At 53.8% G+C, this 21,249-nt stretch carries 22 protein-coding genes and 1 pseudogene; 9 read left to right on the top strand and 14 right to left on the bottom strand.

The features are described from left to right. Window positions 1–17: 17 nt before the first annotated feature. Genes fliE through flgB form a run of 3 tightly spaced genes read right to left on the bottom strand, consistent with a single transcriptional unit; the run spans window position 18 to window position 1,293 of the window. Window positions 18–461 carry a flagellar hook-basal body complex protein FliE gene (fliE, locus tag VH413_05060; protein ID HEX3798050.1) on the bottom strand — a complete coding sequence of 148 codons (444 nt, stop codon included), beginning with the start codon at window positions 459–461 and terminating at the stop codon, window positions 18–20. A 12-nt stretch (window positions 462–473) separates the two neighbouring features. Continuing rightward, window positions 474–905 (bottom strand): flagellar basal body rod protein FlgC, encoded by a 432-nt coding sequence (gene flgC / locus VH413_05055; protein ID HEX3798049.1) that lies wholly within the window; start codon window positions 903–905, stop codon window positions 474–476. Between the two features lie 7 nt (window positions 906–912). Beyond that, entirely contained in the window at window positions 913–1,293 is a 381-nt protein-coding gene (flgB, locus tag VH413_05050) for a flagellar basal body rod protein FlgB (GenBank protein HEX3798048.1), read from the bottom strand. Between the two features lie 724 nt (window positions 1,294–2,017). Here flgB and VH413_05045 point away from each other — a divergent pair. Continuing rightward, window positions 2,018–2,107, top strand: a pseudogene (locus tag VH413_05045) (site-specific DNA-methyltransferase). Between the two features lie 866 nt (window positions 2,108–2,973). Here VH413_05045 and VH413_05040 read toward each other — a convergent pair. From VH413_05040 to VH413_05025, 4 genes are all read right to left on the bottom strand, one after another. Further along, window positions 2,974–3,939, bottom strand: coding sequence for a ParB N-terminal domain-containing protein (locus VH413_05040; protein ID HEX3798047.1), 966 nt, complete (start codon window positions 3,937–3,939; stop codon window positions 2,974–2,976). A gap of 5 nt (window positions 3,940–3,944) precedes the next feature. Then, entirely contained in the window at window positions 3,945–4,736 is a 792-nt protein-coding gene (locus VH413_05035) for a Dam family site-specific DNA-(adenine-N6)-methyltransferase (GenBank protein ID HEX3798046.1), read from the bottom strand. Window positions 4,737–5,044: 308 nt separating this feature from the next. Further along, on the bottom strand, window positions 5,045–6,343 hold the full coding sequence (clpX, locus tag VH413_05030) for an ATP-dependent Clp protease ATP-binding subunit ClpX (GenBank protein ID HEX3798045.1): 1,299 nt from the start codon (window positions 6,341–6,343) through the stop codon (window positions 5,045–5,047). 1 nt (window position 6,344) lies between these two features. Next, complete coding sequence (locus tag VH413_05025; protein ID HEX3798044.1) at window positions 6,345–6,992, bottom strand: ATP-dependent Clp protease proteolytic subunit; 648 nt, start codon at window positions 6,990–6,992, stop codon at window positions 6,345–6,347. Between the two features lie 170 nt (window positions 6,993–7,162). On the opposite strand from VH413_05025, the gene VH413_05020 reads away from it, so the two are divergent. From VH413_05020 to VH413_05005, 4 genes are all read left to right on the top strand, one after another. Continuing rightward, window positions 7,163–7,627 (top strand): NUDIX domain-containing protein, encoded by a 465-nt coding sequence (locus VH413_05020; GenBank protein HEX3798043.1) that lies wholly within the window; start codon window positions 7,163–7,165, stop codon window positions 7,625–7,627. Between the two features lie 39 nt (window positions 7,628–7,666). Continuing rightward, the gene (locus VH413_05015; GenBank protein ID HEX3798042.1) at window positions 7,667–8,926 is read left to right on the top strand and encodes an MFS transporter; all 1,260 of its coding nucleotides are present in this window, start codon (window positions 7,667–7,669) and stop codon (window positions 8,924–8,926) included. Between the two features lie 1,370 nt (window positions 8,927–10,296). Further along, the gene (locus tag VH413_05010; GenBank protein ID HEX3798041.1) at window positions 10,297–11,361 is read left to right on the top strand and encodes a hypothetical protein; all 1,065 of its coding nucleotides are present in this window, start codon (window positions 10,297–10,299) and stop codon (window positions 11,359–11,361) included. A 228-nt stretch (window positions 11,362–11,589) separates the two neighbouring features. Beyond that, window positions 11,590–11,865: a hypothetical protein gene (locus VH413_05005; GenBank protein ID HEX3798040.1), complete on the top strand. Its 276-nt coding sequence runs from the start codon at window positions 11,590–11,592 to the stop codon at window positions 11,863–11,865. A gap of 112 nt (window positions 11,866–11,977) precedes the next feature. Here VH413_05005 and VH413_05000 read toward each other — a convergent pair whose 3' ends face one another. The 6 genes from VH413_05000 to VH413_04975 all read right to left on the bottom strand — a co-directional run bounded on the left by VH413_05000 (window position 11,978) and on the right by VH413_04975 (window position 16,135). Beyond that, a complete protein-coding gene (locus tag VH413_05000; protein ID HEX3798039.1) occupies window positions 11,978–12,514 on the bottom strand; it encodes a hypothetical protein in 537 nt (178 codons plus the stop codon). After that, a complete protein-coding gene (locus VH413_04995; protein HEX3798038.1) occupies window positions 12,504–13,310 on the bottom strand; it encodes a hypothetical protein in 807 nt (268 codons plus the stop codon). The genes VH413_05000 and VH413_04995 overlap by 11 nt, the downstream gene beginning before the upstream one ends. A gap of 205 nt (window positions 13,311–13,515) precedes the next feature. Next, window positions 13,516–13,764, bottom strand: coding sequence for a hypothetical protein (locus VH413_04990; protein ID HEX3798037.1), 249 nt, complete (start codon window positions 13,762–13,764; stop codon window positions 13,516–13,518). Window positions 13,765–13,844: 80 nt separating this feature from the next. After that, complete coding sequence (locus tag VH413_04985; protein HEX3798036.1) at window positions 13,845–14,759, bottom strand: SCO family protein; 915 nt, start codon at window positions 14,757–14,759, stop codon at window positions 13,845–13,847. A 216-nt stretch (window positions 14,760–14,975) separates the two neighbouring features. Then, window positions 14,976–15,467, bottom strand: a complete 492-nt coding sequence (locus VH413_04980; GenBank protein HEX3798035.1) for a DUF1844 domain-containing protein — start codon at window positions 15,465–15,467, stop codon at window positions 14,976–14,978. Then, window positions 15,464–16,135, bottom strand: coding sequence for an LON peptidase substrate-binding domain-containing protein (locus tag VH413_04975; GenBank protein ID HEX3798034.1), 672 nt, complete (start codon window positions 16,133–16,135; stop codon window positions 15,464–15,466). Before VH413_04975 ends, VH413_04980 begins: the two co-directional genes overlap by 4 nt. Window positions 16,136–16,423: 288 nt before the next feature. Here VH413_04975 and VH413_04970 point away from each other — a divergent pair, with 288 nt between their 5' ends. The 3 genes from VH413_04970 to VH413_04960 are packed head-to-tail and all read left to right on the top strand — an operon-like array spanning window position 16,424 to window position 18,678. Continuing rightward, entirely contained in the window at window positions 16,424–17,218 is a 795-nt protein-coding gene (locus tag VH413_04970; protein ID HEX3798033.1) for a hypothetical protein, read from the top strand. Then, window positions 17,218–18,276: a GTP 3',8-cyclase MoaA gene (gene moaA / locus VH413_04965; GenBank protein HEX3798032.1), complete on the top strand. Its 1,059-nt coding sequence runs from the start codon at window positions 17,218–17,220 to the stop codon at window positions 18,274–18,276. Before VH413_04970 ends, moaA begins: the two co-directional genes overlap by 1 nt. 51 nt (window positions 18,277–18,327) lie before the next feature. Then, window positions 18,328–18,678 (top strand): FmdB family zinc ribbon protein, encoded by a 351-nt coding sequence (locus VH413_04960; protein HEX3798031.1) that lies wholly within the window; start codon window positions 18,328–18,330, stop codon window positions 18,676–18,678. A 61-nt stretch (window positions 18,679–18,739) separates the two neighbouring features. Here the strand turns inward: VH413_04960 and VH413_04955 are convergent, their stop codons facing one another. Then, on the bottom strand, window positions 18,740–19,873 hold the full coding sequence (locus VH413_04955) for a glycosyltransferase (GenBank protein ID HEX3798030.1): 1,134 nt from the start codon (window positions 19,871–19,873) through the stop codon (window positions 18,740–18,742). 221 nt (window positions 19,874–20,094) lie between these two features. On the opposite strand from VH413_04955, the gene VH413_04950 reads away from it, so the two are divergent. Further along, complete coding sequence (locus VH413_04950) at window positions 20,095–21,150, top strand: Gfo/Idh/MocA family oxidoreductase (GenBank protein ID HEX3798029.1); 1,056 nt, start codon at window positions 20,095–20,097, stop codon at window positions 21,148–21,150. The last annotated feature ends 99 nt before the right edge of the window (window positions 21,151–21,249 follow it).

Genomic DNA, 21,249 nt, shown 5'->3' with positions numbered 1-21,249 from the left:
TTCAAAATCGTGTTAAATCAAATCTGCATGCGCATGAGTTCCTGGTAGGAATCCAAAAGTTTGTTGCGCACTTCGACCATCATCTGGAAGGAGACATTCGCTTCTTCCATCGAGATCATCGTTTGATGCAGGGAAACATTTTTGCCAGCCATTAGGCCGCTGATGGCATCGCCGGCGGCGGTCTGCTGGGTGTTGACTTCATTGACGAAGTTGCCGAGCAGGTTGGAAAAGGAGCCACCGGTTTCAGTATTGCCGATTCCCGCGGCGGCGTTCGCGGCGGAGCCGGCGGAACCACCCGCGCCGATGGCTTGCGCGGCGCTATCGGGATTAAGCTTTTGGAGTTCGGAAAGCGGAATGGATTTCGCAGTGATGTCCGCGAGCGCACCCTGCGCGCCCTGCAAGGGCGAGGCGCCGCCGAGTCCGCTGCCGGACATCATCTTTAATGCTGCGAGTGGGTCCATGGAAATGAGTTATTATTGGCCTTTGCCGATGGAAAGGTCTTGCATGGCCATGCTGTGCGCGTTTTTGGCGACGGCCAAATTCGCTTCGTAGGCGCGCGAACTGGCGATCATGTCCACCATTTCCTCGGGAACACTGATGTTCGGCATGGCAACCATGCCGCGGGCATCGGCCTCCGGATGGCCGGGATTGTAAACGAGCAAGGGTGGGCGTTTATCGGTCGAAATGGTGGCGATCTGGACGCTTTGGGCGGCGCTGGCGGGGTCGTCGGGATTGGCTTGTTTCAACATGGCGGCGAAGGAAACCTGGTGGCGCTGGTAAGGCTTGCCGTCGAGGCCCTTGGTGGTATTGACGTTGGCGATGTTCTCGGAGACGACATCCATGCGGATGCGTTCGGCGTTGAGGGCGGCCGCGGTGCTGTCTATGCCGGAGAGAAGGTTAATCATAGGTCAATTAGCTTTTGCCGGTGATGGCCATGCGCATATTCATCAGGGAATTGCTGATGAGGCGGGTTTCAAGCGAGTGCTCGACCATGTTTTGGTTGAGCTTCAACATTTCATCTTCGAGCTGAACGGTGTTGCCATCGCCCCGGCCAGCGTTGGCGGTGGTGTCCACAGCGAGAGCGGGCTGGAGATTGGCGATTTGCTGAGGGTTCTGACTGGCGACGGCCTGGGCGAGTTGGGACTCGAACGCGGGGGAAACGTCCATGCGCTTGTAATTGGGCGTCTCGATGTTGGCGAGATTGCTGGCGATGGCATCCTGACGCAGGACGGTGACGTCCAGCATCTTTTTAGCTGCCGTATAGTTCGCGTTTCCAAATAAAGCATCAATCATAACGATAATTCGTTCCGGGTTTTAGCACCCGCGATGCCATCGGTGGAAATTGCGTATTTTGGGGGGTTTTGAGGAGGAGGCGACGGGGAAAGGGCAAATGTTGCCCCCTAAGGGAGTTTGCAGGTAGGTAAAAATGGCCCGGTTAAAGGCAGAAAAGTTTTCAGTTTCAAGTTTTCAGACTGAAAAGATGGCGCAGTGGTGGCGCGAGCGGATGTTTTATCCGGACAGGGGAGCTATCGGAAACCGATGCGAGAAACTTTAGACCCGCGAAATCCCCCTTTCCCGGGGAGCGCGCGCGCCCTCGCGTGTAGTGGTTGGCGCCCCGCCGACCACATCTTTTCCCTGCTCTTTGATTCCACACGCACGTCCCCGGATGCAACCGGCGAGGGCGCCAGTTGCGACACGCGAGGGCGTGTGTGCTCCCCGGGACAAGATCGGCAATCGTACCCCACGGACATGTGGACGCCAATTCAAGAACCGTGATGAGATACGCGCGTGGGCTTCGCGGGGAAATAAATGTGCTTGATCTATTTTTGCTGCTGATGGATCGATCCGTTCTGTGCCAAAGCAGAAAAAAATTTCGAAGTATCCGGAGGCGGCGCCTGAACAAATCAATCCGCTGGACGGGGTGGTGCTGGAGGCGGCGTCCCCTGCTCCGCTGCATTTGGCTTATGAAAATGCGGAGGCGGGTATCTGGCTTTATAACGATAATTGCCTGACGGTGATGGATGCGATCGCGGCGAAGTATCCCGAGGGGCGGTTCGATATGATTTTTGCGGACCCGCCGTATTTTCTATCGAATGGGGGCATCAGCAAGTCGGTAAGCATTGCAGACCTAAAACCATTTGATAAAATCAATCTTGGCGAGGAAACAGCCCCGACCAATCTCTTTTCATGGTGTGCAAAATCGGTATTGTATTGTTCGGACACCGGTGAGCAAATACCACCAAAAGGCCTGTGTCTCCCCAACCCTTCGGACACTTTAAATCGGCAGTTTGGCAATAAGCCAATAGCTGATTTTTTTCTTCTGCAGAAAAGTGGTTACATCTCGAATCGAAGATATTGTCCTTGTGCCTTAAGACGGTACAACAAACGGCTTCCATCTCTGTTTCTGCCGCTATGCGACTTAGAGCTATTTGCGTAGCGGCCACAACGAGAAGGATAACTTTTGGCCCTCCTGTAAGAAGTTCTTCAAAAAGTTTCCAAGAATCACAAGCCTGACTACCCGTACCGGCGAAATCGTCAATAAGCACTACGGTATCCTCGGGTCCAAGTTTCGCAGAAACTAATTCACTTCGGTGAAGAAAAAGGTTGTTATATCTTCTATGAGTCATGTAGGTCGCCATGCGGAAGCTATGTAGCATCGAATCTCCGCTTTCGCCGGCACTCCCCGAAAATGGAACGAATGCCCATTTACCCTGCCTTCTTTCCTTTGATATGCTCCAACCAGGAAAATTGTTAAGTCTCTGACGGAAACAATCGGCAATATGTCCCGCATTAATAAACAGTATTGCATCAAGAGTCCGCGCGGCTAAGTCAACGTCTCTGGATTTGAATTGTTTCAGCCATATTTCGATAAGGCCACCGTTCACAGGATTACGATAACCGGCAAACTGAGTCGACCAGCGGTGATAACGGTTAGCGTCGATTGGTGTGCCTCGATCCTGCGGTCTTTGCATATCATCTGCGTTTGTTGGCTTTTTGAAGCTTCTCTTCCAATATCTTGATGAGTTGTTTTATAGAATTCCACAATTCCTCTTCACCGTAGTATTTTTCCGTATCTAAATCGTTAATGATTTCCTCGATTGCATTTAACTTCTTCACAATGGCCTTCGCGTCTGCTCGTACATTGGCTTCGTCAATTTCTAAATATTCCAATGGTGTTTCTCGTTCTTCTGCGAATTTTTTAAGCCGTCCCGAAAACACTTTTTCGGCACGTATACGCCTTGCATTGGTAATGTGTTGCTTAATCAATCGAAAATCTGTGACCGCCTTAAGGGTCCTGGGCTCTACTAGATATTTATCCAACATCTGCTTAATGAATTTTTTTTGAGAGAACCATTCAAACTTGACAACATCGCGATCGTGAATCACTGAGTACAACTCGATAAAAAAGTCCGCCTTCATCCTTTTTGAAGGATCAGGATCCAGCATCATATCCTGAAACTCATTGTCATAAGAAATGAGCTTTTTGCAACGACTGACCACAGCCTCGTCCAATCCAGTCAATTCCGCGAGCCGAGCATCATTGCGATCATTGATCTCACTCATCAACAGTTCAACCTTAAGTGCAGTCGGCATTAATTCCCAGTCTTCACGAAGCTTGTGAATCTGAAACATTGTGACGATGTTCTGGACCAAGCTTGGTTCTTCGACTTGATTAACTGGAACCTTCGATAGACCGATCTTTTGCGCACACACCCAACGCCTTTGACCATCAAGAATTACATAATGTTTTTTTCTCAAGTCCCAATAAACAGTAAGTGGCACTAAGATACCAACCCTATTAATAGAATCCTGCAAAATACCTAGCGGCTGCTTATCGAATAGAATTCGAGGGTTGTGCGGGTTTGGTTGCAGTTCATTGGTCGAAACCGATTTTACTCCTATGACTTTTGCAACAATAGATTGATGGTCCTTTTTCATAGTCTTCAGTAATTTGTAATTATCAATTCTCGACTTTTTCGTCTATTGCTAGCAAAACCCGCAATTTGTCTTTGAACGGCAATCTCGCGCGCATGAAAACCCACAGCTAGTTCTCGCGCCTCATTGCTGACCCCATAACTCACTAAAAATGGGACGCCCAGCCGATCTAGCCGCACAAGATGACGACGCAACAAGATTAGCTGAGTGGGACCAAAAGTAAAATGAGAATATGAATTGAATACCTGGCGGGCTTGAATGCAGTATGGTGGATCAAGATAAACAAAATCGCCTTGTTTTATTTTGTCCAACGTAGTTTCAAAAGAAACTGAGAAGAGAGTTGTTCGAGCCAGCGCCGTTGCGCATTCACGCAGAGATTCTTCATTTAAAGCATTCGCGCCAGAATAGCCGCCATACGGCACATTGAACCTCCCGCTTTTATTAGCCCGATATAGCCCATTAAAGCAAAATCTGTTCAGATAAATGAAACGCGCTGCTCGTCTGGAAGTAGAGAGTCGATTAGAGTTCTGGCCTCGAACTTGATAATATTCTGTTTCGTTACCATCATAGCAAGAAAGCCGTTTTATAACTTTATCGACATTTGTTTTTAACTCCTTATAGGTATTTATCAGATCCTCATTAATATCGCTGACAAGGGCTTTTTTCGGTTTTAGAGCGAAAAATAGGCACGCAGAACCAGCGAATGGTTCTACGTATCGTTCAAACGCATTAGGGACATACTCAAGCAGCATTGGAATAACTTTTCGTTTGCTACCCGCCCACCTTAAGAAGGATTTCATGGTACGTCTTATTTACATCCACCAAATTTTTTTAACCGCGGAAACTCAATAGCCACATCGCGCCAGGCCAACTTGTCAGCTTGTAGATCAGTCTTGCATCTGTCGCGATGAAAACAGAATGCTTGAATCCAGACATAGTTTTCTTGCTCCGTAAGCTTTGCAATCTGTGTTGGCATCGTTTTCATATGGTCAGATGATCATATCGATACGATCACGTCAATGCTTTCCCTTTGGTTTAAAAGGGATGGCGCGTGCGCCCTACCTGGGAACCGGATTCGGCGGTCATAGACCGCCGCTACAGAAGGCAATTATGCGGCGGCCTGGTCGGGTTTGCGGCGGATGATGGCTTTGCTTTCGCCGCGGACGACGTTGCCGGTGATGGTGACGGTGAGGATGTCGTCGGCATTGGGGACGTCATACATGACGTCGAGCATGATTTTTTCGAGGAGGCCGCGGAGGGCGCGGGCGCCGGTGCCTTTTTTGAGGGCGAGGCCGGCGAGTTCGCGGAGGGCATCGGGGGAAAATTCGAGTTCGACGCCTTCCATGGCGAGGAGTTTGGCGAATTGCTTGACGAGGGCGTTTTTGGGGTCGGTAAGGATGGAGACGAGCTGGTCTTCGCTGAGTTCGGACAGGGCGGTCATCATGGGAAGGCGGCCAATGAATTCCGGGATGAAGCCGAAGCCCAGAAGATCTTCTGGCTCAATGTATTCGAGGATTTGAAGGCGGTCCACGGAGGCGGCTTGATGGCCTTTCTCGACGGCGCTGAAGCCCATGACGTGTTTGCCAAGGCGGCGCTGGATGATTTTCTCCAGGCCGACGAAGGCGCCGCCGCAGATGAAGAGGATATTGCTGGTATCTACTCGGATGTAGTCCTGCTGCGGGTGCTTTCGGCCGCCTTGTGGGGGAACATTGCAGACGGTTCCTTCCAAAATTTTGAGGAGGGCTTGTTGGACGCCTTCGCCCGAGACGTCGCGGGTGATGGAGACGTTTTCGGTCTTGCGGGCGATTTTGTCTATCTCGTCAATGTAGACGATGCCGCGCTGGGCGCGTTTGACGTCGTAGTCGGCGTTTTGCAGGAGGCGCAAAATAATGTTCTCGACGTCTTCACCGACGTAGCCGGCTTCGGTAAGGGTGGTGGCATCCGCAATGGCGAAGGGGACGTCCAAAATTTGCGCGAGGGTGCGGGCGAGAAGGGTCTTGCCGGAGCCAGTGGGGCCGACCATGAGGATGTTGCTTTTCTCAATCTCGACATCGGCGTGGCGGTCGAGCGGGAAGGTCTCGTCGGTCTCGGGTTCTGCGCCGGGCGGCGGCGGTTCCTGAAGGATGCGCTTGTAATGGTTATGGACGGCGACGGCTAAAGTTTTTTTCGCGTGGTCCTGGCCGACGCATTGAATGTCGAGGAGGCGTTTGATCTCGGCGGGCTTGGGGATGTTGAGCTTGATCTTGGGCTTCTTGGCGGGCGTGGCGAGTTCCTTGTCGAGGACGCTTTTGCAGAGGATGACGCAGTTATCGCAAATATAAACGCCGGGGCCCGCGATGAGCTTGCGCACTTCGGCGTGCGATTTGCCACAGAAGCTGCACAAGGTGATGTTCGTGGGCCGCGCCATGTTAGCTGCCTTTGCGATCGTTCAAGAGCGAGGTCGTCTGCTCGGCGAGGCCGGGAATTTCTTTCCGCGACTGCACGACTTCGTCCACGAGGCCGTAAGCCTTGGCTTCTTCGGAGGACATGAAATTATCGCGGTCGCAATCGCGCTCGACTTGCTCGATGGATTTGCCGGTGTGGCGGGAGATGATGCCGTTCAAGCGCTGCTTGAGTTTGAGCATGTACTTGACGCGGATTTCGACATCGCTCGCGGGGCCTTCCGCGCCGCCGAGAACTTGATGGATCATGATGTTCGCATTGGGCAGGGCGAAGCGTTTGCCTTTCGTGCCGCCGCAAAGCAACACCGCGCCCATACTTGCCGCCTGGCCGATGCAATAGGTATTCACATCGCAAGTGAGAAATTGCATGGTGTCGTAAATCGCCAGGCCCGCCGTGACGCTGCCGCCGGGAGAATTGATGTAAAGGTGGATGTCCTTTTTGGGATCGCTCATCTGGAGAAACAGCAACTGCGCAATGGTGATGTTCGCGACCATGTCATCCACCGCAGTGCCGAGGAACACGATGCGGTCCACCATGAGGCGGGAATAAATATCGTAGGAACGCTCGCCGCGCCCGGTTTGCTCCACCACATAAGGAACGAGAAAATTTGTCATAATCGAGTAAAAGCGCTGATTAATTCCAGCAGCGCAACCTAACGGACGTATTCGCACGCGTCAAGCCATAGGAGAAAGCGCCAGTCACCCTCGCCCCGCAGCAATGGCAACTCCACACTGCGCCGCCGAATTGACGCCCCCGCAAATTCCCTCCACACTGCGGCGGTTCTATGGCGCACATCCACGAAAAAATTGACTTCACCGTCGCGATCTTTGTCGTTCGCGATGCCAAAATTCTTTTGATCCACCATCGCAAACTCGGCAAATGGCTTCCACTCGGCGGCCACATCGAACTCGACGAAGACCCCGAGATCGCCGCCCTCCGCGAGGCCAAAGAAGAAAGCGGCCTCGACGTCGAACTCCTCGGCGAACGCCCGCCCACCACCGAGCCCGGCACCCGCGCCCTCATCGCCCCGCGCTTCCTCGACATCCATCGCATCAGCGACACCCACGAACACATCGGCATGATTTATTGGGCGCGCCCCATCGGCGGCGACGTCGCCCTCGCCGAAGCCGAACACCACGACATCCGCTGGTGCACCGCCGCCGATCTGGACACTCTCCACCCCTCCATGACCAACGCCGTAAAATGGTATTGCCGCCAAGCCATCCAGGAAATTTCCGCCGCCAACTAACCTTTTCCTCCCACAATCGCGCGCAATCCCCCAACAATCATGCGCACCCCCACCGGAAACCTCCCCACCGCTACGATCGCCCGCCAAAAACTCCGCCTCGGCTTCTTCACCGTCGAAGCCCTCAACTCCCTCGCCGCCTCCTACTACTTCAACTACATCTTCTTCTACCTCACCGAACACTTCGGCTTCGGCAACCGCGACAACCTCCTCATCAGCGCACTCTACGGCCTCATCTACATGCTCGTCGCCTGGCAAGCCGGCCCCTTCGGCCAGCGCCGCGGATACTTCTTCACCCTCCGCCTCGGCTTTTGGGGCATGGCCATCCTCATGATCATCGGCGGCCTCGCGCCCCTCGCCTTCGGCTACTCGCACCTGACCCGCGCCCTCCAATGGTTCATCGTCGCCCTCTGGACCCTCGCCGTCTGCCTCACCTGGCCCACCCTTCAAGCCCTCTTCAGCGAAAAAAGTGCGCGCGGCCAAGCCGGCCGAACCGCCGGCATCTATAACGTCGTTTGGGCCGGCGCCGCCGCCATCGCCTACCTCACCAGCGGCGCCCTCCTCGATACCTTCGGCGGCGAAATCCTCTTCTGGCTCTCCGCCGCGCTCAACCTCGCCCAACTCGCCCTCCTCCCGCCCCTACAAAAACTCAGCGCCACCGTCCCCTCCACCGACGACCTCCCCGCCGCGCCCGATGCCACCGCCACCCTCACCCCGCGCCCCATCGCCCGCTCCCGCAAATTCCTCCACCTCGCCTGGCTGGCCAACCCCTTCGCCTACGTTGGCATCTACGGCGTCATCCCCATCATCCCCAAACTCGCCCAACACTTCGACCTCACCCCCACCATGGCCAGCCTCATTTGTTCCGTGTGGTTTTGGTCGCGGCTTGGGGCGTTCCTCTGGTTCTGGCTCTGGCCCGGCTGGCACTACCGCCTCGGCTGGCTACTTGGCGCCTTCATCGGCCTCATCGCCAGCTTCATCGCCATACTCCTAAGCACCCAAGTCTGGATGCTCGCCGTCGCGCAAATCATCTTCGGCCTCGCCGTCGGACTCATCTACTACTCATCCCTCTTCTACTCCATGGACGGCGGCGAATCCAAAGGCAAAAAAGGTGGATTCCACGAAGCCGCCATCGGCCTCGGCATCTTCATCGGCCCCACCACCGGCGTCGCCACCCACCATTTCCTCCGCCAACCCAACTCCGAAACCTGGGGCATCAGCGCCCTCCTCATCCTCGGCCTCATCCTATTCCTAGCCATCCATTTCTACCACGAAACCAAAAGCAAAGTAAAACCACTATAGAAACTAGAACAGTCCCTAAACTAAAATGGTAAGGCTGACCTGCCGGTCAGCCGTCCCCATTCCCGCCTGGTAAAAAAGAAAACTCAATCCCTCCACCACCGCCCCCACCAACCAACCGCCAAAAAAACGGGAGGGAGAGCGTACCCGCGAGCCCCAATTTTTCCCCACACCCCACGACAAAAACACCGCCATCCAAGATCACCCACAAAACCCGCCACCTTCCAGACCTCTCCCCATCCCGCAACCCGGAGGGTTGCTGGACCGTAGCCGGGGATAACATCCCCGGAAAACACCGCAACAAAATATCCGTCCCGGCAGGGACGGTGGACGCAACTTCGCCACTCCGCCATCCGAAAAAGGCGTCTATAAAATCACATCACCATTAAAACAAAACCGCTCCTCCGCCGAAGTCCCGCAGGGACGACAGACCTTAGCCCAGCAATTTATTGCTGGGTTGAAACGCCCTTCAAACCAAGTCCCGACCGGGACGAAAGAAAACTCAACCTATCCACCACCGCCCCCACCAACCAACCGCCAAAAAATGGGAGGGAGAGCGTACCCGCGAGCCCCAATTTCCCCACACCCCACGATAAAAATACCGCCATCCAAAATAACTCACAAAACTCGCCATATTCCCCTCCGAGAACCTCGAAGCAGGTTCTGAAACAAAGCCCAGGGTTGGTTCGTCCCCGAACCTACCCTGGGAACAATCAAGAAAACACAACCTGCAACTTCAAAGAAGTTGCTCATTCAACCTCCGTCCCAAGCCGCCTCCGAAGGGCCATCAGCCCGCCATGTTTATAACCTCGACCCCTCTATAAACAATCTATGCGCGAGCGCGACTCACCCCGTGAGTCGCATCTCCGACATACACCCAATTCCGCCATACCCCCTCCAAACACACATGCGCAAAATCGTGTTCCTTCACATCCTCGAAGTCAGAAAAATGCCGCTGCCCTAAAGATGAACATTTTTAGCCTGCAAATATTCCAAAAATAAATTTCTATCGCAAAAAAACCAATGTTCTCCTCCAACTTGCGGTACCCACCGGGCACAGAACGCGTGCCAATTTGTGCTCATAGGGTCGGACACTGGAAGCGCATTTGTGCAAACAAAATATTCTTCAATCAACCCGCCTTTTCTCGTTCGTTTTCGATATAACTTGAGTAAAACTGATCTTTTCCCGCCCCGATATTGCAGATGTAGTTCTCTGTTAAGTCTCCCAAAATTGCTGCTTGCGGGAATCTCTATTCGCTGCTTCACTTCGTTGTCAAGGAACTTGACCTTACTGAGTCAAAATAGTGATCGGATTAGGGGTTGGATCGCCGATAATTTGCTCTTTCAGACATGGCAAGCAATCTGGAAATAAAATGAGAAGAAAACTGTCGTTACTTTTTAGCTGCCTTTTCTTTACAACATGCATGGCTTTGCAAGCGCAATTCATCATGTATGTGGGCGAATTTTCAGGAAACAGTGCGGTTTCAAAGATCACATCGAGTGGGGGCGTCAGCACCCTTGCCAGTGGATTCGACTTTCCACAAGGTTTAGCCGTTGATGCAACCGGAAATGTTTACGTGACTTCTTTCGGCATAAACAAGATCACTCCGGATGGACAGGTTAGCTTGGTAGCCAATGGCACCAATTTTTATTACTTTAGTGGAACAAATCGATACTATGAATCATTGAACGCTTTGGCCTTCGATCCACATGGAAACCTTTACGCCGCAGGGGATAATGGTTCGGTCTATATTATAACGCCAGCTGGGATGGTGAGCACATTCGTTACTGGTTTTAGTGAGCTTACGGCTTTGGCTTTCGACAGCAGCGGAAATCTTTTTGTGGCAGATTATGATTCTGAATCAATTTCAAAAATCACTCCTGATCGTGTGATAAGCGATTTCGCCGATTTTGTCCTTAACCCGCAGGCATTGGCGTTTGACCCTGGCGGAAACCTCTATTCCACAGATGTGGCGGGATACATCTACAAGATCACGCCTGCTGGGGTGCTGAGCACCTTTGCTACAGTTCCTGGCAATACGGAAGGGATTGCTTCGGACAGCAGCGGTAATCTCTATGTGTCGGTATACTCTGAATTTGGCCTAACCAGAGTCTATCAGGTTTCCCCTGCGGGAGTCGTGAGTGTTTTTGCGACTGGTGGATATGGAGAAGCCTCTGACATTGCAATATACATGCTCCGGCCGCCGATTAACCTTGATAGCATTAAATTGTCTGGCGCTAATGTGACAATCAACGGAATTAATGGAATTTCAGGTGAAACTAATTATGTGCTTGCTAGCACGAATCTCGCACTATCCTTCAGCCGATGGACACCCGTTTCAACCAATGTTTTGAGCGCCAGCGGGAATTTCACTATTACTGTCACCAACACCATAAGCCCCGGCATCCGGCAACAATTTTACATTCTCCGGCATTAAACTAACAATTAATATACAACTGTCACAGGAGTGTAAGGTCTCGATAATTCCTTATTCGATCTGCACAGACATCCCAAGGCGAAACGCACTTAAGCGTGGAGCCATCTGGACGGCGAAGAACGAGCGGGAGCGGTTTGTCGCACTGATGAAAACTCGTCAGCGATTTCAGCCCAAAAAGCTATTCAGGTTCAAATTGTGAAAAACATGAAATTTCCCAAGGAGAGCTAAATGGAATGGATTGGCCTATCATTAAACCTTGTGGGCATTGGTTCGGCTGCCGTCGCGCCCTTCGCGGTTGTACTTCGGCATAACAAAGTTGCCACTGTAGCAGCTTTGACTGCGCTTGGATATACCACCTTGACCATCGTCGGACTTATTCAGGAATGGTATGGAAATTATTGGGATTTGGGTTCCGACCTTTTACTTTTCGGATTTTTGGCTGCATTAACCACGCTCTCCGGGGCTGGAAGTCTGGTAGCAATCAAAAATAGAAAATCAAATTAGCACACTAACCGTATTTCCACCCTCATTCCCCGCTGAAAACTGAAAACTTGAAACTGAAAACTTCCCCCATCCCGCACTTCATAAATATAATTCTTTAAAAAAACCTCACCCTTCACCCCCCCACCCGCGCCATCTCATCGGGAACCCGCAAACTCACCCTCTCCTCCATATCACTCCGACGCCAACAACCAAACAACAACCATAAATAAATCAACGCCGCCACCCATTGAGTCGTCGCAATAAAAAGATAAACCGTGTGCAACGTCAGAAAACCATCATAATCACCAATCGTATGCGACGGAATTTTAAGCTGATGATCTATAAATCGGTGCACAATGAATAGCCACGAGTGCGTCAGCGCCATCACTCCCCACATGCCCGCGAGACACATTCGCCGAACGCGCGTTTGCTGATTCCATTCCGCGGTTACATTCCACAAAAAAAATAGAATCACCGCGACCCCGATTAGATTGAGCCAATTCGTTACCTGCTGCGTGATGAACCCCGCCAGCCGGATACTGCCCAGCACCTTGGTTGCTGTTGGAATGACAATCAGCGCATAAAAGGTAAACCCGCCCATCCACATCGCCAGCAGAAGCACGGTGGCATAACGTCTCAGTAGAATTCCTTTATCTGAATTAAAATTCACAAGTAAGATGCGCAGACACATCGAAGCGGTCTGATTGCCGGTTAAGTCCAACCGGTATTCCCACGCCTAATTCAACACTCTTCGCCACTCGCCAAAGCACCCCCGGCGTGAGATACAATTCATTTTCCGTCCCATGATTATTCCACTGATTATTGGTCCAGTTAAATTCCAGCGATGCCGCGCCATGCGGAAAAAGCGTAAAAAATCCCGCACCAAAATCCAATTCATGGGCCGCGGGTTCGGCGTCGTCCGAATCGGCAGGACGTTTCACGCGTTGCACAAAGCCGGTGCCGATCTCCGTAAAAAGCTGGCTGTGATTAAGCTCGGGAAAATCTCTCGCCAGAATGACCGCCGGCTCATACTCCACAAAGCCCTCGCTTAAATCCTTATTCACATCGCCCACTGGAATCTCGACCGAAAAGCGCGGCGCGATGTGAAATAGCGAATCTCCGATATTCATAAAACTATACTGCGTGCCAATTTCAACATCGCCGATACCCCGCGCGATCACGCCGTGTTCAATTCGCTGCTGCATGAAAGAATTCCATTCCGCCTCCACCTGCCAGCTATCCGTCAATCCATACTCCAGCGAAAGCGGAACCGACCAGGCATCGCCGCTCGAACGATTTTGATACACCGTCGAAACCTCTGCTTCCAGCTCCCCCTTTTCCTGGGGATAAACCACATCCGTTTTGAAAAGCTCCTCGATCGGCCGTTTGTCTCGATTGGTGGAAGCAATGTCATCGTCATCCGCCGCGCAAGCGAGCCCGCCCGAAAGCGCCAACGCGCAAGCCATCAAAAGCCATCGCCGGTTTTTGATATGAAGACATCCAGATTTAGTCATTGGCCGCACGTTACCGCCCCATCCGCACCGGAGCAATATGGAAGCCCAACATTACAAAAAATTAACCAATTCAACGCTTCACTTCCATTTCAAACAGTTGAAGCTTCATACAAATTACCGCCCCATTCCACATCAACGGCAAAACTCCACCCATCCCTCAAAGCACAAACTCCACCATACACTTACCCCGCAACCGTCTTTCCTCCGCCTCCGGCTGCGAATTCCACATCGGCAAACACGATTCACACCAGCGCAGCATTTCGTCCATGCTCACCGGCGTCCGTTTCGACTCGAAACCCATCGGATCCGGCAACTCGAGAATATTCTCCAGCGTGATCACCGCTTTTTTCCGCCGCTTATTTGCTGGCGATGGCGAGGATTTGTTTGTGGATTTTTTTCGCGCCATAATATTTGCAAAGTGCTTCTTCGAACTGAAAACTTGAAACTGAAAACTTCCCCATTCCGCACTCCGCACTCCGCACTGCCCTACTTCCCCACCATCGCCGCCGCCACGATCTCCGCCATCAACTGATCACTCGTCCATTTATTTTCCGGCAGAATTTGGTGAATACGACCCCGCGCATCCACCACCACCGTGCGAAGATTATGCGTGATGCCCCCGCTCTCGTCGTGCCCGAAATATTCCCCCACCTGATCGCCGATCGCCGTGATCTCCGTCAAATCCCCCGTCAGAAAACTCCAATGCGCCGGCTGATATTGATACAACATCGCGTAATCATGCAGATCCGCCGGCGTGTCATACTCCGTGTCGAACGAGATCGAAAACAAATGCCAATTCGTCGGCCCGCCCGACATCGCCAATAACTTCTTTTCCGTCTCCTGAAAATTCCGCGACATCAGCGGGCAAAACGTCGGATACGGACACCGTGTGAAAAAAAATGTGAACGCGAACGCCTGCCCCAAAAATTGTTTCGTCGAAATCGCCTGGCCCAATTCATTCGTGAAATGATATTCCGGCAACATATCCCCAATCGCCAGCTTATCCACGTCCCGCACCACGCGAAACGAAAGCCGCGAAGGCTGCTCCGCACCCGGCGGCGGCGCGGCGCCCGTCTTCGTCACATGCTCGATCCACGCCACATTCCCCGCCACGACCAATTGAAAACCGATCGCATCCCCCGCCTGCAACCCGCGCAACTCATTCGTGTCCCGCACGTCGAACGGCATCGTCATCGCCGGCATATAATTCGTCACCGCCTGATGCTGCACCATCACCGACTTGCCATCCGCCGCCAGCGATTTCACCACCCCCTTCACCTCATACACCTGCCGGTTCGTATCCCCTGGAAGCCCCGTCCCCGCCGAAACCCCCTGCCCCCACGCGCTCGCCGCCACCATCACAAAAAATGCCACCGCAAAAAAAAGTCGTCGTTGAAACATGCCCCCAACTTCGCCCCAAACCCCCAACTTTGGCAAGTCTCCTCCGAACGAAAACTTATTTAGCCGCGGGGGGCGCGAAGACGCGGAGGAAGACAAGGAATTTTATTCACCGATGAAACACAGATAGGAAAATTCTTTGCCGCATTTAATCCGTAGCTTCTTCTCTCAGTCGCCGTCCGCAAGGACCTCCGTGCCTCGGCGTCTCCGCGGTTAAAATCAGTATTTCTTACTGAACCGCTTGCGGGATTCTTCGGCAGCGGGTTCGGGTGTTACAGCCGGAGAAGGAGCGGGCTCGGTGGTCGAAGGTTTTGGCGCGGCTTCCGCGGCCGGCGCGGGCGCTGAAGCTGAGGCGCCGGGTTGGGCGGAAGGTTGTTCGTGGGCGTGAACTTGCGGTTCTTCACCCGCGCCTTCGACGGCTTCCACGAAGGTCATGTGGAGGGCGCTGAGAGCTTGTTTCATCAGGCCGTCTTCCTGTTTGGAAAGGTTGCCTTTGGTCTTGGCTTCGAGCATTTCCAACTGGTCTATGAACATCTTCGCGGCGTCGAGGTCTTTGACGAATTCGCCGCTCTCGGGATGGGCGACTTTGCCCATGAGCATCATGGCCATGTTGGTTTGCTGGATGACCATGTTCGCGAACATGGCCGCCAAAATTTGTTCACGCGTCGGTTCGCCTTCCTGGCCCGGAGTATGAATGGTTGGTTCGTTCATCGCTTCTTATCTTTCCTCTCACGCGAGATTTCCGCCATCAAAAAATGGATCAGCCGTTTGAGGCGCGATTCCAAATGCACCGTCTCCAAAATGGCTTGCCGTTCTACCGGTCCGGCGAGCACAGCGCACGAAACAAGATCCGCAACTTGTTCGGGATCGGTGAGCTTATCCAAATATTTTAAAACATCCTTCGCGGAAAAATCCGCGGCGGAGGTCGCCGCCTTCGATTTGCTCGTGAACGGTGGTGGAAAACCCAGGCCAAGCGTCACGCGTTCTTCCAAAAGTTCACGCACCTTGGCGAGCAAAGCATCCACGATGACGTCATTGCACGGCGGCGATTCAAGCACGCGGATGCGTTGGACGCGATAGGGTTTGTAGCGCACCGTCTCGGCGAGTTCAACGCGCGCGATGCCTTGCAACACGAGATGCGAAGTGCCGTCGTCGTGGCCGACCGAGACGCGGATCAGACCAAGTCCCGCAACCGGCGAAGGCGTCTCACGCGTGCGGCCGGGCTTTTGCATCGCGACGGAAAAAACGCGGTCGGTGTCGAGCGAATCGGCGAGCATTTTGCGATCACGCGGCTCAAAAATGTAGAGAGGTAAAAGCGCCTGGGGAAAGAGAGTGGCGTTCGGACGCGTCATCACAGGAACTTCACTCGGCAACTTCATGAATAGAATTTAGGCCAGAACGTCATTATTGCAAGGCATAGATGTGCGCGCATCCGGACACTGTGCTCGAAGCAAAGCGGCTGGGATTTTTTGAAGAGATAAAGATATGGCTGGCGAGACACCGGCCATCGCACGCGAGACGCGTGCGGTCCCAAAGATGGAACCAAACCCTGTCCGAGGGTGGTTCACCCGGCTTAGCTTCGTCAACCCGCCGAACGGCAAGAGATCGGAATGCGCCCGATAAGTAAGCTTGCTTAATTGGCATCTTGAAAGCATGTTAGCATTTGTATGAAGACAAAAGTCGCCATCGTGGTTTTGATAATAATCGTGGTTGGCCTGGGCATTGGTTTGATCTCGGTCAAGAACGAGGCGGAGAAAGAACATCAGAAGGATGTGGACACGATTATTTACCATTCCAACCAGTGGAGTGACGCCAGCACCAAGCTGAATGACGAGAAAGAAAAGACCGCGAATCTTGAAAAGGATATTTCCGCGCGCAAAGACGACATCGCAAAACTTTCCAACGACCTCACGCAGACCTCCACGACTTTGACGAAGACCGAGGCCGAACTCAAGGCGCAGCAGGAAGAAACCGCCAAGCGCGACGCGCGCATCACCGAACTCGAAGGCCAGAAAGACGCGCTCGACAAACAAGCCACCGATTTGAAGGGTTCGATCAGCAATCTCGAATCACAAATCGCCGATACGCAAAAGAAATTGGACGCATCCGAGGGCGACAAGGCATTTCTCACGAAAGAACTCAATCGTTTGATGGCGGAGAAAGCCGAGTTGGAAAAACAATTCAACGATCTCGCCGTCCTGCGCACGCAAGTGAAGAAACTCAAGGACGAATTGTCGCTGGCCAAACGCCTGGACTGGATTCGCCGCGGCATCTTTTCCAACGCCGATGAAAAAGGCGCGGAACGCCTGATGCAGAAGAATCCGCCGCGTGTGCCGGTAACGAACGCGCCGCCGGAAAAAACGCCTGACCTGAATGTGGAAGTAAATTCCGATGGCAGCGTGAAAGTGCTCTCGCCTATCACCAATACGCCCGGCACGCTGTTGCCGCCGACCAATCATTGATGACGCGGCGGAATTTGCTCGTTGACGCTCACGGACGGATTCTGCGCGACTTGCGGGTAAGTCTCACCGACCGGTGCAATTTCCGTTGTCTCTATTGCCTGCCCGAGACGGAAGCGGCGCAGAATTTTTATCGCGGACGCTGGGCTTCGCTGCCGCATTCCAATCCCATCGCGCGCGAATGGCAGCCCAAGTCGAAGTTCCTGACGTTTGAAGAAATCGAGCGCGTCGTGCGCATTGCCGTTGGACTTGGCATTGAAAAAATCCGGCTCACCGGTGGCGAACCGCTCTTGCGTCCGGACATTGAAAAATTGGTCGCGCGCATCGCGGCTATCCCCGGCTTGAAAGACCTGGCACTGACGACGAATGGTTTTTTGTTTGCGGAAAAAGCGCGCGCGTTGCGCGAGGCGGGCTTGCGGCGCATCAGCTTCAGTTTGGATTCACTCGACCGCGCGAACTTTCAAAAAATCACCGGGCGCGATGCACTCGCCGAAGTTTTGGCAGCCATTCATCTGGCGAAAGAACTCGGCATGAAGCCGGTCAAGGTGAATGCGGTGATCATTCGTGGCATCAATGATCACGAAATCGAAGCGCTGGCGGATTTCGCCCGCGAGAATGATTTGCCGATGCGGTTCATCGAGTTCATGCCGCTCGATTCGGCGCGCGCGTGGCTGAAGGAACTCGTCATGCCGGGACGCGAAATTTTGGAGCGGTTGCAAGCGCGTTTCGAGTTGCGTCCCGCGCCCGCGCGCGATGCGGCGGAGACGGCGCGCCGCTGGCAATTCGCCGATGGGCGCGGTGAGATCGGGCTCATCTCGCCGGTGAGCGAGCCGTTTTGCGGACATTGCAATCGCGTTCGCTTAACAGCCGACGGCCAGGTGCGGACGTGTCTTTTCAGTGTGACGGAACACGATTTGCGCACGCGCCTGCGCGAAGGGGATTCGGACGAGGCGATCGGAGAATTTTTGCGCGGCGTAGTGTGGCAGAAGGAAGAGCGGCATCACATCGGCGAGCCGGAATTTGTCGCGCCGGAGCGAAGTATGAGTTGTATCGGCGGTTGAATTTGAATCGCGCACCTTGACGCGTGCGCGCAGCATTTATAAAAAGTAATCATGCCAACTTACGAATATGTTTGTCAGAAGTGCGGGCACGAATTTGAGATCGTGCGCTCGATGATGGCGCCCGCCTTGACCACGTGCCCGAAGGATTTATGCGGGTTGAAAAAATGGGGCAAGGGCAAGGTGAAGAAATCCATCGGCGCGGGCGCGGGATTGATTTTCAAGGGCAGCGGTTTTTACATCACCGATTATCGCAGTGAGAATTACAAGGCCGGCGCGAAGAAAGACACCGCGCCCGCCGCCAGCAGTGGTGATAGCAAACCCGCCGCGTCCGAAAGCAAAGCAGCCACTCCCGCTCCGGCAAAAACGGAAAGCAAACCCGCGAAGTCAAAGAAAGCCGATTAATCTTCCGAAGGCGAACATTGGGAGGGCGAACGTACTCGTGAGCCCATTTAATCACCAACGCTCAATGAGCCGCCAGCCGCCCGTCGCGCAGTAAGCGGTATTTTTGCCCGCGCCAGGTGATGTGATTGCCGAGGAACGCTCCCGCCCACAAACCGCATTGCAACAGGTCCTTGATCGGGGCCAGCCACCAGAACCGCCATTGGCCGACGACTGCGCCCAACCGGCGTTGGAGCGTTTGAACCATGACGATGCGCAGGGAAATGCATCCCGCGAAGGTCAGCAAGGAAAGCGGCGTGGGTTGCGTGGCCATCCAGAGCAGCGGCCAGAGCGTGGCGTTACTCAGGATGCTGAAGGCGTAGGGCAGCGGTCGCGAGACGCGGATGGTCCGCGCCCAGCGTAATTGATGCCGCCAGGTGTCGCCCCAGCTCAATGGTTCGGACAGACAATCCACGACCACTGGGCAAAGGACGATGCGCCTGCCGCCGATGCGCACGATGCGATTGCCGAGTTGAAAATCATCCGCGAGATGGTCCGCCAGCGCTTCAAATCCACCGATTTCCTGCAAATGCGCGCGCCGGGTGATCATCACTGCGCCAAGGGCAAAATCGAGCGGGGCCAAATCCTTGCTTTGCAAAACCTGGCTCCAAAAATCCGCGTTGATGGCGATGGCCTTCCAACGCATCGCGAGCGTCGCGGGATTGGCGAGGCGATAGAAACAATTCACCAGGCCGACTTCGGGATCCGTCAGCGGCGCCACGGCATTTTTGAGAAAGTCTTTGGGCGCGAGGACATCGGCATCGCTGACCACGATGATTTCGTTTTCGGCCAGGCGGCGAAGCTGGATGAGCGAGGAGACTTTGGCGTTGAACCCGAGAGTTTCGTGACAGATGACGAGCTTGGCGTGCGCCTCCGGATGCTCGCCGACCAGTCGGCGGACTACATCGCACACAGGATCATCCGGAGACGCCACGCCAAATAGCAACTGCATCTTGCCGGGATAAGCCTGGGTGAACCAGCTGCGAAGGCATTCTTCAGTATGATCATCCACCCCCTTGAGCGGTTTAAGCAGCGTCAAATCAGGCGCGAAGGGGTGCGCACCAATCCGTTGATGCAGGGGATAGCGGGAGCCAATCCATTGCCAAAGCGTCAGCAACAGGCTCAACACCGCCAAACTGGAGAGCAGTATTATTAACACTGGCAGGGTTATTAGCGAAAACAGCCTTTTGTATCAAGTCCCATTTTAGAGGTTTATCCTAAGTGGTTTACAGCGAACATGCAAATTTTGGGGTTATTTTTTATTAAAACCGGCTTTGGGGCAGAATGCCATTGACCTGCGGCGGTAAAATTAGTTAAAAAATTCTGCAACCCCAGCTTCATCAAGGGCTCATTACATTAAAGTTCTACCCCGGATAATTTATGGCTGAGAGACTTCGGTGCGCGGTGATCGGAACTGGCGGAATCGGCTTGGACCACCTGAATTGGCTCTCCCAATGCCCGCGAGCCACGGTCGTCGCGGTGGCGGAAATCCATCCCGGCCGCGCCAGGGAAGCCACCGAGCGTTTCAAAATCGCCCGCAGCTATACCGACTATCGCGAGCTGCTCGAACAGGCGGACATTGATGCCGTCACCATCGCCCTGCCCAATTATCTTCACGCGCCTGTCGCCATCGAAGCCCTCAAGGCCCGCAAACATGTCTTCCTCGAAAAGCCCATGGCCACCAGCGCCAAAGAGGCATCCAGGATCATTGACACCGCCATGAAAATGAAGCGCACCCTCATGGTCGGTCAGAATTTGCGCTTCCACCGCGCCTCCCAAATGGCCAAGCTCCTCATCCAACGCGGCGACCTCGGCGACATCTATCACGCGCGCGCATTTTGGCTGCGGCGCAGCGGCATCCCGCGCATCGGCTCGTGGTTCACGCAGAAAAAATATTCCGGCGGCGGTTGCGGCTTCGATATCGGCGTCCACATCCTCGACATTACCTTCCATCTCCTGGGCGACTTCGAAGCCGCCAGCGTCTTCGGCCAAACCCACTCCAAATTCGGCCCGCGCGGCCTCGGCGAATTCAACTGGGGCAAAAGCGAAATTGATCCCGGCAAACCCTGCGACGTCGAAGACAGCGCCACCGCCATCATCAAAATGAAAAGCGGCCGCACCATCAATTTCGAAGTCAGTTGGGCCGGCCATCAACCCCAGGACGGACGCGAGCACGGCGTGGACCTCCTCGGCACCCAGGGCGGCCTTTCCCTCTTCCCCGCCAAACTCTATCGCAACGGCGCCAGCGGCTACGAAACCATCCAACTCGCCGGCCTCAAAATCCCTCTGCCCGAAGACCGATTCCAACACTTCGTCAACTGCGTCCTCGATAATAAAAAACCCCTCGTCACCCTCGAAGAATCCCTCAAGGTCCAGCAAGTCCTCGACGCCATCTACGCCTCCTCCGCCAGCGGTCGCGAAGTCCGCTTCGCCTGATTTCCCAGCCACGATCCCGCGCATTACCTCGACGCTCCTACAGAATTCCAACCGGCTTGGAGATCCGGAAAAAAGGAGTCAGAGATGAACATTGGCGCC

Source organism: Verrucomicrobiia bacterium (genome assembly GCA_036268055.1).
In the GTDB taxonomy this organism is placed as follows: Bacteria; Verrucomicrobiota; Verrucomicrobiia; order Limisphaerales; family Pedosphaeraceae; genus DATAUW01.
This window is presented reverse-complemented; position numbering and strand designations above follow the sequence as displayed.

Excerpts from the sequence above, each read along its gene's own strand:
- VH413_05035 (HEX3798046.1), bottom strand. The coding sequence starts at position 4,736 with ATGAAATCCTTCTTAAGGTGGGCGGGTAGCAAACGAAAAGTTATTCCA.
- VH413_05010 (HEX3798041.1), top strand. The coding sequence starts at position 10,297 with ATGAGAAGAAAACTGTCGTTACTTTTTAGCTGCCTTTTCTTTACAACA.
- VH413_04970 (HEX3798033.1), top strand. The coding sequence starts at position 16,424 with ATGAAGACAAAAGTCGCCATCGTGGTTTTGATAATAATCGTGGTTGGC.
- fliE (HEX3798050.1), bottom strand. The coding sequence starts at position 461 with ATGGACCCACTCGCAGCATTAAAGATGATGTCCGGCAGCGGACTCGGC.
- clpX (HEX3798045.1), bottom strand. The coding sequence starts at position 6,343 with ATGGCGCGGCCCACGAACATCACCTTGTGCAGCTTCTGTGGCAAATCG.
- VH413_05040 (HEX3798047.1), bottom strand. The coding sequence starts at position 3,939 with ATGAAAAAGGACCATCAATCTATTGTTGCAAAAGTCATAGGAGTAAAA.
- VH413_04985 (HEX3798036.1), bottom strand. The coding sequence starts at position 14,759 with ATGTTTCAACGACGACTTTTTTTTGCGGTGGCATTTTTTGTGATGGTG.
- VH413_05020 (HEX3798043.1), top strand. The coding sequence starts at position 7,163 with ATGGCGCACATCCACGAAAAAATTGACTTCACCGTCGCGATCTTTGTC.
- VH413_04950 (HEX3798029.1), top strand. The coding sequence starts at position 20,095 with ATGGCTGAGAGACTTCGGTGCGCGGTGATCGGAACTGGCGGAATCGGC.
- VH413_04995 (HEX3798038.1), bottom strand. The coding sequence starts at position 13,310 with ATGGCTTGCGCGTTGGCGCTTTCGGGCGGGCTCGCTTGCGCGGCGGAT.
- VH413_04980 (HEX3798035.1), bottom strand. The coding sequence starts at position 15,467 with ATGAACGAACCAACCATTCATACTCCGGGCCAGGAAGGCGAACCGACG.
- VH413_04990 (HEX3798037.1), bottom strand. The coding sequence starts at position 13,764 with ATGGCGCGAAAAAAATCCACAAACAAATCCTCGCCATCGCCAGCAAAT.
- VH413_05005 (HEX3798040.1), top strand. The coding sequence starts at position 11,590 with ATGGAATGGATTGGCCTATCATTAAACCTTGTGGGCATTGGTTCGGCT.
- VH413_04975 (HEX3798034.1), bottom strand. The coding sequence starts at position 16,135 with ATGAAGTTGCCGAGTGAAGTTCCTGTGATGACGCGTCCGAACGCCACT.
- VH413_05025 (HEX3798044.1), bottom strand. The coding sequence starts at position 6,992 with ATGACAAATTTTCTCGTTCCTTATGTGGTGGAGCAAACCGGGCGCGGC.
- VH413_05015 (HEX3798042.1), top strand. The coding sequence starts at position 7,667 with ATGCGCACCCCCACCGGAAACCTCCCCACCGCTACGATCGCCCGCCAA.
- VH413_04960 (HEX3798031.1), top strand. The coding sequence starts at position 18,328 with ATGCCAACTTACGAATATGTTTGTCAGAAGTGCGGGCACGAATTTGAG.
- flgC (HEX3798049.1), bottom strand. The coding sequence starts at position 905 with ATGATTAACCTTCTCTCCGGCATAGACAGCACCGCGGCCGCCCTCAAC.
- moaA (HEX3798032.1), top strand. The coding sequence starts at position 17,218 with ATGACGCGGCGGAATTTGCTCGTTGACGCTCACGGACGGATTCTGCGC.
- flgB (HEX3798048.1), bottom strand. The coding sequence starts at position 1,293 with ATGATTGATGCTTTATTTGGAAACGCGAACTATACGGCAGCTAAAAAG.